Source organism: Amycolatopsis anabasis (genome assembly GCF_009765355.1).
Classification (GTDB): domain Bacteria; phylum Actinomycetota; class Actinomycetes; order Mycobacteriales; family Pseudonocardiaceae; genus Amycolatopsis; species Amycolatopsis anabasis.
Window position 1 is genome coordinate 112,124 of record NZ_VTHK01000018.1, and the last position, 7,821, is coordinate 119,944.

6 protein-coding genes and 1 tRNA gene are annotated in these 7,821 nt (G+C 70.6%); 5 read left to right on the forward strand and 2 right to left on the reverse strand.

What is annotated here, in order from left to right:
* Window positions 1-2 precede the first annotated feature (2 nt).
* Window positions 3-1,124: an ATPase BagB gene (gene bagB, locus FXO23_RS23835; protein ID WP_158887623.1), complete on the forward strand. Its 1,122-nt coding sequence runs from the start codon at window positions 3-5 to the stop codon at window positions 1,122-1,124.
* Between the two features lie 30 nt (window positions 1,125-1,154).
* On the opposite strand, the gene FXO23_RS23840 is transcribed toward bagB, so the two are convergent.
* Window positions 1,155-1,469: a WhiB family transcriptional regulator gene (locus tag FXO23_RS23840; RefSeq protein ID WP_158887624.1), complete on the reverse strand. Its 315-nt coding sequence runs from the start codon at window positions 1,467-1,469 to the stop codon at window positions 1,155-1,157.
* Window positions 1,470-1,809: 340 nt separating this feature from the next.
* Here FXO23_RS23840 and FXO23_RS23845 point away from each other — a divergent pair, with 340 nt between their 5' ends.
* The 3 genes from FXO23_RS23845 (at window position 1,810) to FXO23_RS23855 (ending at window position 5,154) form a co-directional block, all read left to right on the forward strand.
* The gene (locus FXO23_RS23845) at window positions 1,810-3,966 is read left to right on the forward strand and encodes a transglycosylase domain-containing protein (protein WP_158887625.1); all 2,157 of its coding nucleotides are present in this window, start codon (window positions 1,810-1,812) and stop codon (window positions 3,964-3,966) included.
* 113 nt (window positions 3,967-4,079) lie between these two features.
* Window positions 4,080-5,069, forward strand: a complete 990-nt coding sequence (locus tag FXO23_RS23850; protein WP_158887626.1) for a metallophosphoesterase — start codon at window positions 4,080-4,082, stop codon at window positions 5,067-5,069.
* A gap of 11 nt (window positions 5,070-5,080) precedes the next feature.
* Window positions 5,081-5,154, forward strand: a tRNA-Pro gene (locus FXO23_RS23855).
* Between the two features lie 237 nt (window positions 5,155-5,391).
* Here FXO23_RS23855 and FXO23_RS23860 read toward each other — a convergent pair.
* Window positions 5,392-6,147 (reverse strand): class I SAM-dependent methyltransferase, encoded by a 756-nt coding sequence (locus tag FXO23_RS23860; protein ID WP_158887627.1) that lies wholly within the window; start codon window positions 6,145-6,147, stop codon window positions 5,392-5,394.
* Window positions 6,148-6,206: 59 nt separating this feature from the next.
* On the opposite strand from FXO23_RS23860, the gene FXO23_RS23865 reads away from it, so the two are divergent.
* On the forward strand, window positions 6,207-7,821 hold a 1,615-nt coding region (locus FXO23_RS23865; RefSeq protein WP_246257720.1), incomplete at its 3' end, for a prolyl oligopeptidase family serine peptidase.

Below are 7,821 nucleotides of genomic sequence, written 5' to 3' on the forward strand. Positions count from 1 at the left end.
CCATGGGGCTGAACATCGACGCGCTGATCGACGATCCGGCCAGCCGGGTGATCGTGTGCTGCGGTTCCGGCGGGGTCGGCAAGACCACCACCGCCGCCGCGCTGGCGCTGCGGGCCGCCGAACGCGGGCGCCAGACGGTGGTGCTGACGATCGACCCGGCGCGGCGCCTGGCGCAGGCGCTCGGCCTGCGGGAACTCGGCAACCACCCCCGGCAGGTGTCGGTCGCGGGCTTCGACCCCAAGGGCGAGCTGTGGGCGATGATGCTGGACATGCGGCGCACCTTCGACGACATGGTGCGCGTGCACGCCGGGCCCGAACGCGCCGAGCAACTGCTGGCGAATCCCTTCTACCAGACCATTTCCACGTCGTTCTCCGGCACGCAGGAGTACATGGCGATGGAGAAGCTGGGGCAGCTCGCGGCCACCGACGAATGGGACCTGATCATCGTCGACACCCCGCCGAGCCGGTCCGCCCTGGACTTCCTGGACGCGCCGAGCCGGCTCTCCAGCGCGCTCGACGGCCGGATGATCCGGCTGCTGACCGGCCCGGCCAAGGCCGGTGGCTGGGGCCTGCGCAAGGTGGTCAGCGCCGGGTTCTCGATGTTCGCCAAGGCGGTGTCCACGATCCTCGGCGGGCAGCTGCTCGCCGACGCGTCGGCGTTCATGCAGGCCTTCGACAGCATGTTCGGCGGGTTCCGCGAACGGGCGCGCCGGACCGCCGAGCTGTTGCGCTCCGAGGGCACCGCGTTCCTCGTGGTCGCCGCGCCGGAGCCGGACGCGCTGCGCGAGGCGAGCTACTTCGTGGAACGGCTGTCCACCGAGTCGATGCCGCTGTCCGGCCTGATCGCGAACCGCACGCATCCGGTGCTCGCCGAGCTCTCCGGCACCGAGGCGATCGCCGCCGCCGATTCACTGGACCGCGGCGGCTCGGCCGCGCCGCTGGCGAGCGCGGTGCTGCGCCTGCACGCGGACCGGGTGGCGCTCGCGGACCGCGAGAAGCGGCTGCTGGCCCGGTTCACCCGGGCGCATCCCGAGGTGCCGATCGTCGAGGTGCCCGCGCTGCCCAGCGACGTGCACGATCTCGCCGGGCTGCGCGACATCGGCGACCGCCTGTCCGGGTCGTGAGCGGCCGGGCCGCCCACGACCGGCGGACGGTCAGCTCACGCGGACCACGCGCTCACCTTCGGTGACCTCGGCGAAATCGCGTTTCGCCGATTCGAGCAACTCCGCCCAGGACTCGACGTCCGGTCGGCGGCGCAGCAAGGCCCGGCGCTCCCGCTCGGTCATGCCGCCCCAGATACCGAAGTTGATCCGGCTGTCCAACGCCTCGGCGAGGCATTCGGTCCGCACCGGACACCCCATGCAGACGAGCTTGGCCTTGTTCTGCTCGGCACCGCGGACGAACAGGCCGTCCGGATCGGTATCGCGGCAGGCCGCGCTGACTCGCCAGTCCGTCTGGTTGGTTTCCATACCCCCAGCTCCCTCACCTGGTGTCAAAATCCGCCCACCAGGTTCGAGGCACTCCCAAGCCTCTGCCCCCGACATGCGGATCTCCCTGCGCTCACTTGGCTGAAGCCCGCTGCCTCCCCGGCCGCGGCGCCGGCGATTGGTCTTTGCGGATCATCCGCGCTCACCCATCCGTCGGCTTTTCTTCGTGAGACGTTGACGGACTGTAGGCGCATCCGGTTCCGTCGCCAAGGTCCGAGTTTCTGATTGTTACCTGAAGTCACGAAGTGGATCTTCTGCGTAATTTCCGTGACGGCGGCGTGACGTCACCGTGTCCAAACGGCGGCCAAGTACCCTGGCTGTCGTGCGTAAGAGGGACGGTCTGCTCAAGCTCCTTGGCCTTTGCCTGCTCGCGGGGGTCCTCGTCGCCGGTGTGCTCTTCCCCGTGGTCGGGGCGGCCGGTCTGGTGTCGAACCGGGCGAGCGAAACGGTCGACAGCATGTCGGCCGAACTCGCGAGCGTGCCGCCGCCGCTGGTCACCCGGATCACCGACGCCGGTGGCAACCAGATCGCGACGCTGTACAAGCAGTACCGCATCCCCACCGCGCCGGAGCAGATCTCCGAGGCGATGAAGTGGGCGCTGGTCTCGGTCGAGGACAAGCGGTTCTACGAGCACCGCGGCGTGGACTGGAAGGGCACCCTGCGCGCGGCGGTCAGCACCAGCGGCGGCAGCACCCAGGGCGCGTCCACGCTGACCCAGCAGTACGTGAAGAACTACCTGATCAACGTGGTCTACCGCGACGACAAGGTGGGCCAGGAGAAGGCCCAGGAGGTGTCGATCGCCCGCAAGCTCAAGGAAGCGCGGATCGCGATCCAGCTCGAGACCAAGATGAGCAAGGACCAGATCCTCGCCGGGTACCTGAACGTCGTCGAGTTCTCCCGGAAGATCTACGGCGTCGGGGCGGCCGCGCAGACCTACTTCGGCGTCGACGCGAAGGACCTCAACGCGGGCCAGTCGGCGCTGCTCGCCGGGCTGGTGAACAACCCGACCATCTTCGATCCGTGGACGCATCCGGAGAAGGCGACCGAGCGGCGCAACCTGGTGCTGGACCGGATGGTCGAGAACCGCAAGCTCGCCCCCGCCGACGCGCAGCGGATCAAGGGCGAACCGCTCGGCGTGGTCCCGAACGGCCCGCAGAAGCCCGCCGCCAACTGCGTCGGCGCCGGGCCGGAGAACGGCTTCTTCTGCCAGTACGTCGAGGACTACCTGACCGGCAAGGGCGGGATGACCAAGGACGACCTGTACACCGGCGGCTACACGATCAAGACCACCATGGACCAGAAGGCCAACCACGAGGCCAAGATGTCCGCCGAAGCACAGGTGAAGAAGAACCAGAAGAACGTGGCGAACACGCTTTCCCTGGTCCGGCCGGGCAAGGACCGGCACGAGGTGGTCGCGCTCGCCGCGAACCGGGACTACGGAACGGACGCTTCGCAAGGGCAGACGACGTACGCCCTGCCCGCGGGGATCTGGAACACCGGCGGCGCGGGGTCCAGTTACAAGATCTTCACCGCGGCGGCGGCGATGCAGCAGGGCGTCGCCGGGATCTACAGCAACATCGACGTGCCGTCGTTCTACACGTCGAACGTCTTCACCGGTGGCGGGCAACGCTGCCCGGTCGTGGCGCAGGGCACCCGCGCGTACTGCCTCGGCAACTCCGAAGGCGCCAACTACGCGTCCTCGATGAGCCTGCAGTCCGCGCTGGCGACCTCGCCCAACACCGGATTCGTGATCCTGGAAGAGAAAGCCGGGATGGGCCCGGTCGTCGAAATGGCCAGCAAGCTTGGCATGCGGGAGACCATGGCCGCCAACCTCGGCGGCGGCCCGGTGAAACCGGATTCGAAGCAGTTCGGCGAGAACCAGTCCCAGACCCAGTTCTTCGGCCCGAAGGACAAGTCGCCCGGCCAGGGTTCGTTCACCCTCGGCGTGAGCGCACTGTCCGGTCTGGAACTGGCGAACGTGGCCGCGACCATCCTCAGCGGCGGGAAGTGGTGCCCGCCCACCCCGATCGGCCAGATCACCGACCGGGACGGCAAGCCCAAGCAGATCAACGAGGCCTCGTGCGAGCAGGTGGTCGACGAAGGCCTCGCCAACACGCTGGCGGTGGGCATGAGCAAGGACGACCAGCCGGGCGGCACCTCCGCCGCCGCGGCCTCGGCCGCGGGCTGGAACCGGCCGCTCATCGGGAAAACCGGCACCACGCAGAACAACGGCTCGGCGACCTTCGTCGGCGGGACCCCGCAACTGGCCGGTGCCGCGATGGTGTTCCGCCCCGAAGGCGGCAGCGGCGGGCTGTGCGACGGCGCCGGGAACGTGACCACCTGCGGCGACGGCAACATGTTCGGCGGCAAGGCCCCGGCGCGCACCTTCTACGGCGCGATGAGCAAGATCCTGGAAGGCCAGCCCGCCTTGCCGCTGCCCCCGTCGGACCCCAGATTCGAGCGCGCGGGACGGCGGTAACCGTACCGATACCCGCGCCCACGCAACGTGAATGTCCGGTCATGCGTCGGTTGAGGCAGTAGGCAAACAAATCCGCACACCAACCACCTGGACGAGCACGTATAGTGGACTATGTGAGCACGCTCGGTAACAACAATACTTCGGGGGCGCGAGTACGGCGCCTCGCCACGGGGACGGTCGCGCTGGGTGTCGCGACGCTCGGTTATGCCGCCGCGATCGAGCGGCGGCACTGGACCCTGCGCACCGCCGAGCTGCCGGTCCTCTCGCCCGGTTCCCTCCCCATCAAGGTCCTGCACATCTCCGACCTGCACATGCTGCCCGGCCACCGATCGAAGCAGCGCTGGGTCGCGGCGCTCGACCGGCTCGACCCCGACCTCGTGGTCAACACCGGCGACAACCTCGCCCACCGGCAGGCCGTCCCCGCCGTCCTGCGGGCGCTGGGGCCGTTGCTGGACCGGCCCGGGGTGTTCGTCTTCGGCAGCAACGACTACTACGCCCCCAAACCGAAGAACCCCGCCCGCTACCTGATGCCGCGCGGCCGCACCAAGCGCATCCACGGCGTGCACCTGCCGTGGCGGGACCTGCGCGCCGCGCTGGTCGAGCACGGCTGGCTCGACCTCACGCACGTGCGGCGCACGGTCAAGGTCGCCGGGCAGGACGTCTTCGCCGCCGGGGTCGACGATCCGCACCTGCACCGCGACCGCTACGGCGACATCTCCGGCCGGGCCGACCGCTCCGCCGCGCTCCGGCTCGGCGTCACGCACTCGCCCGAGCCCCGGGTCCTCGACCCGTTCGCCGCGGACGGCTACGACCTCGTGCTCGCCGGGCACACCCACGGCGGCCAGCTCCGCCTGCCCGGTGTCGGCGCCCTCGTCACCAACTGTGAGCTGGATCGCTCGCGCGCCCGCGGCGCATCCCGCTGGGGCGCGAACATGTGGCTGCACGTCTCCGCCGGGCTGGGCACCTCGCCCTACGCCCCGGTGCGCTTCGCCTGCCCACCCGAAGCCAGCCTGTTGACGCTGGTCGCGCGGGACTCCGACGCTCGGACAAACCCCGTGCACGGCGCCCGCAGGCGTCCGCTAAACTCTCCTACGGCCCGATAAGAGCGGTACTTCGGGGTGTGGCGCAGCTTGGTAGCGTGCCTCGTTCGGGTCGAGGAGGTCGTGGGTTCAAATCCCGCCACCCCGACGCTATGAGATTGGGAGAGGCCTGTCCACGGAACGCGTGGACGGGCCTTTCTCATAGCGGTGCTTTGTGGGGGCGAAGCCCCCACGCCCCACCCGGGGGCGCGCCCCCGGACCCCCATCGGTTGGTGGGCGGGTGAGGTTGGGGTGGCGGTTTGGTGGGGGCCTTGGGGCTTCGCCCCCTTGCCCCCCGGTGAGGGTTTCCCGATGTGTGGTTTTGGGCCGTCGAAGGCACCGCGGGTCATCGGGTGGCGAGGATTTCCACCCAGCATTGGCTGAAGTCGCCGTCGGTGGATTCGGTCCAGGCTCGGGCGGAGCGGGCGGCGGCGGCGAGTTGGTCGCGATGGGGACTCGGCGTGGCGACGGCGGCGGCCAGGCGGCGTTCGATGTAGGTGGCCAGTTCGCGGTAGGTGAGGTCCGGGCGGTAGCGGGCGTGGGTGCGGATTTCGCGGAAGCCCGCGTCGGCGACGTGGCCGGGGAGGTGCTTTCCGGCGAACGGGTCGCCGCCGGCGCGGCGGCGGAGGAGGTAGTGCCCGCGCAGCGCGGCGTCGACATTGGCCGTGCGTGGGCGCAGACGCGCCCGGCTCCAGTCCGAAGTGGACAGAGCGAGCGCGCCGCCGGGGCGGAGCACGCGGCGCAGTTCGGCCAAGGCGGCCGCCGGGCGGGACAGGTGCTCGAACAACGCGTGCGCGAAAACCAGGTCCGCGCAACCGTCCGGAAGCGGCAGCGCGTACACCGAGGCGGCAATGAAGTCCACAGTGGACGATGGGGTCGCGCGCACGAGGCGTTCCCGGCTCAGCGCGGCGTCGACGCCGAGAACCCGGCATCCGGTCACGGCCAGGCCCGCGGTGATCGACCCCGGTCCGCAGCCGACGTCGAGCACGCGCATCCCGTTCCGCAGCAAGGGGAATACGAAGCGGGCACGGTCGGTCGCGCTGCGTGCGGACATCATCTCCAGCGCGTCCCGCCCGAAGCCGGGCGCATATCCATCCTGCACAGGCTGCACCCTACGGACACCGATCCCGGCCCGGCACCAAACCTGGCAGGATCAAGGGGGTGAGTACCCAGTCAGCCACCCAGCACCCGCCCGCACTCGTCCCCGACCGCCTCTTCGACGACGCCGCGGCCGAGGCCCGGTGGCGGGCGCGCTTCCACGCCCGGCGGATGTCGGTGCCCGAATGGGCGCTCGACGCCCCGGACGCCAACGTGTACGTCTCCAACGCGAGCGGGGTCTGGGAGGTCTACGCCTGGGACCGCGCCACCGGCGAGCACCGGCGGGTCACCGACCGCCCGAACGGCACCCTGCACGCCACACCGTCGACGGACGGCGCGTGGATCTGGTGGTTCAACGACACCGACGGCGACGAATTCGGCTCCTGGATGCGCACGCCCTTTTCCGGTGGCGACTCCGAACCCGCCCTACCCGGGGTGCACGCCGGATATCCGGCCGGACTGGAAATCGGGCACCGGCTGGTCGCGGTCGGGGTGTCCACCGACGAGGGCAGCGAACTCTTCGCCCACGCCGACGGCGAAACCACCCGCTTCTACGCGCACGCCGACGACGCCGGGGTCGCCGCGCTGTCCCGCGACGAGCGCCTGGTCGCCATCTCCCATTCCGAGCACGGCGATTCGCGGCATCCCGCGGTCCGCGTGCTCGCCACTTCCGGATTCGCCGCGGTCGCCGACAAATGGGACGGCGAGGGCAAGGGCCTGACCCCGCTGGAGTTCTCCCCGGTGCCCGGCGATGCGCGCCTCCTGCTGCTGCACGAGCGCCGCGGCCGCGAGGAACTGCTGATCTGGGACGTCGAGGCCGATTCGGAAACCGAGATCGGGCTCGACCTGCCGGGCGAGGTGGCCGCGACCTGGTACCCGGACGCCTCGGCGCTCCTCGTCGTGCATTTCCACCAGGGACGCAGCACCTTGCACCGCTACGACCTGCCGACCGGCACATTGTCCTCTTTGGACACTCCCGCCGGGCGGGTCGGCGGGGCGGGCGTCCGTCCCGACGGAACGGTCGAATACTCGTGGTCGAGCGCCGCGCAGCCGCCGGTGATCCGCGCCCGCGCCACGAGCGGCGCCGACGAGGTCCTGCTCGCGCCGCCGGGCGATCCCGCGCCGGAGTCCTCCCCGGTGACCGACGCGTTCGTCGAGGGGGTCGGCGGCCGGATCCACGCGCTGGTCTCCCGCCCCGCCGACGCGCCCGAGGGTCCACTGCCGACCGTGTTCACCCTGCACGGCGGGCCGCATTCGGCGGACGAGGACCGGTTCTCGGCCTACCGCGCGGTCTGGCTGGACGCCGGTTTCGCGGTGGTGGAGGTGAACTACCGGGGCTCGACCGGTTACGGCTCCGCCTGGCGCGACGCGATCGAAGGACGCCCCGGCCTCACCGAACTCGAGGACGTCGCCGCCGTGCACACCTGGGCCGTCGACAGCGGCCTGGCCGACCCGGCGAAATGCGTGGTGAACGGGGCGTCCTGGGGCGGGTACCTGACCCTGCTCGCCCTGGGCACCCAGCCGACGAGGTGGGCGGCCGGGGTGGCGAGCGTGCCGGTCGCCGACTACATCGCCGCCTACGAGGACGAGATGGAGCAGCTGCGCTCCTTCGACCGCGCCCTGTTCGGCGGCTCCCCGGAGACCGTTCCGGCGGTGTACCAGGAGTGCTCGCCGATCA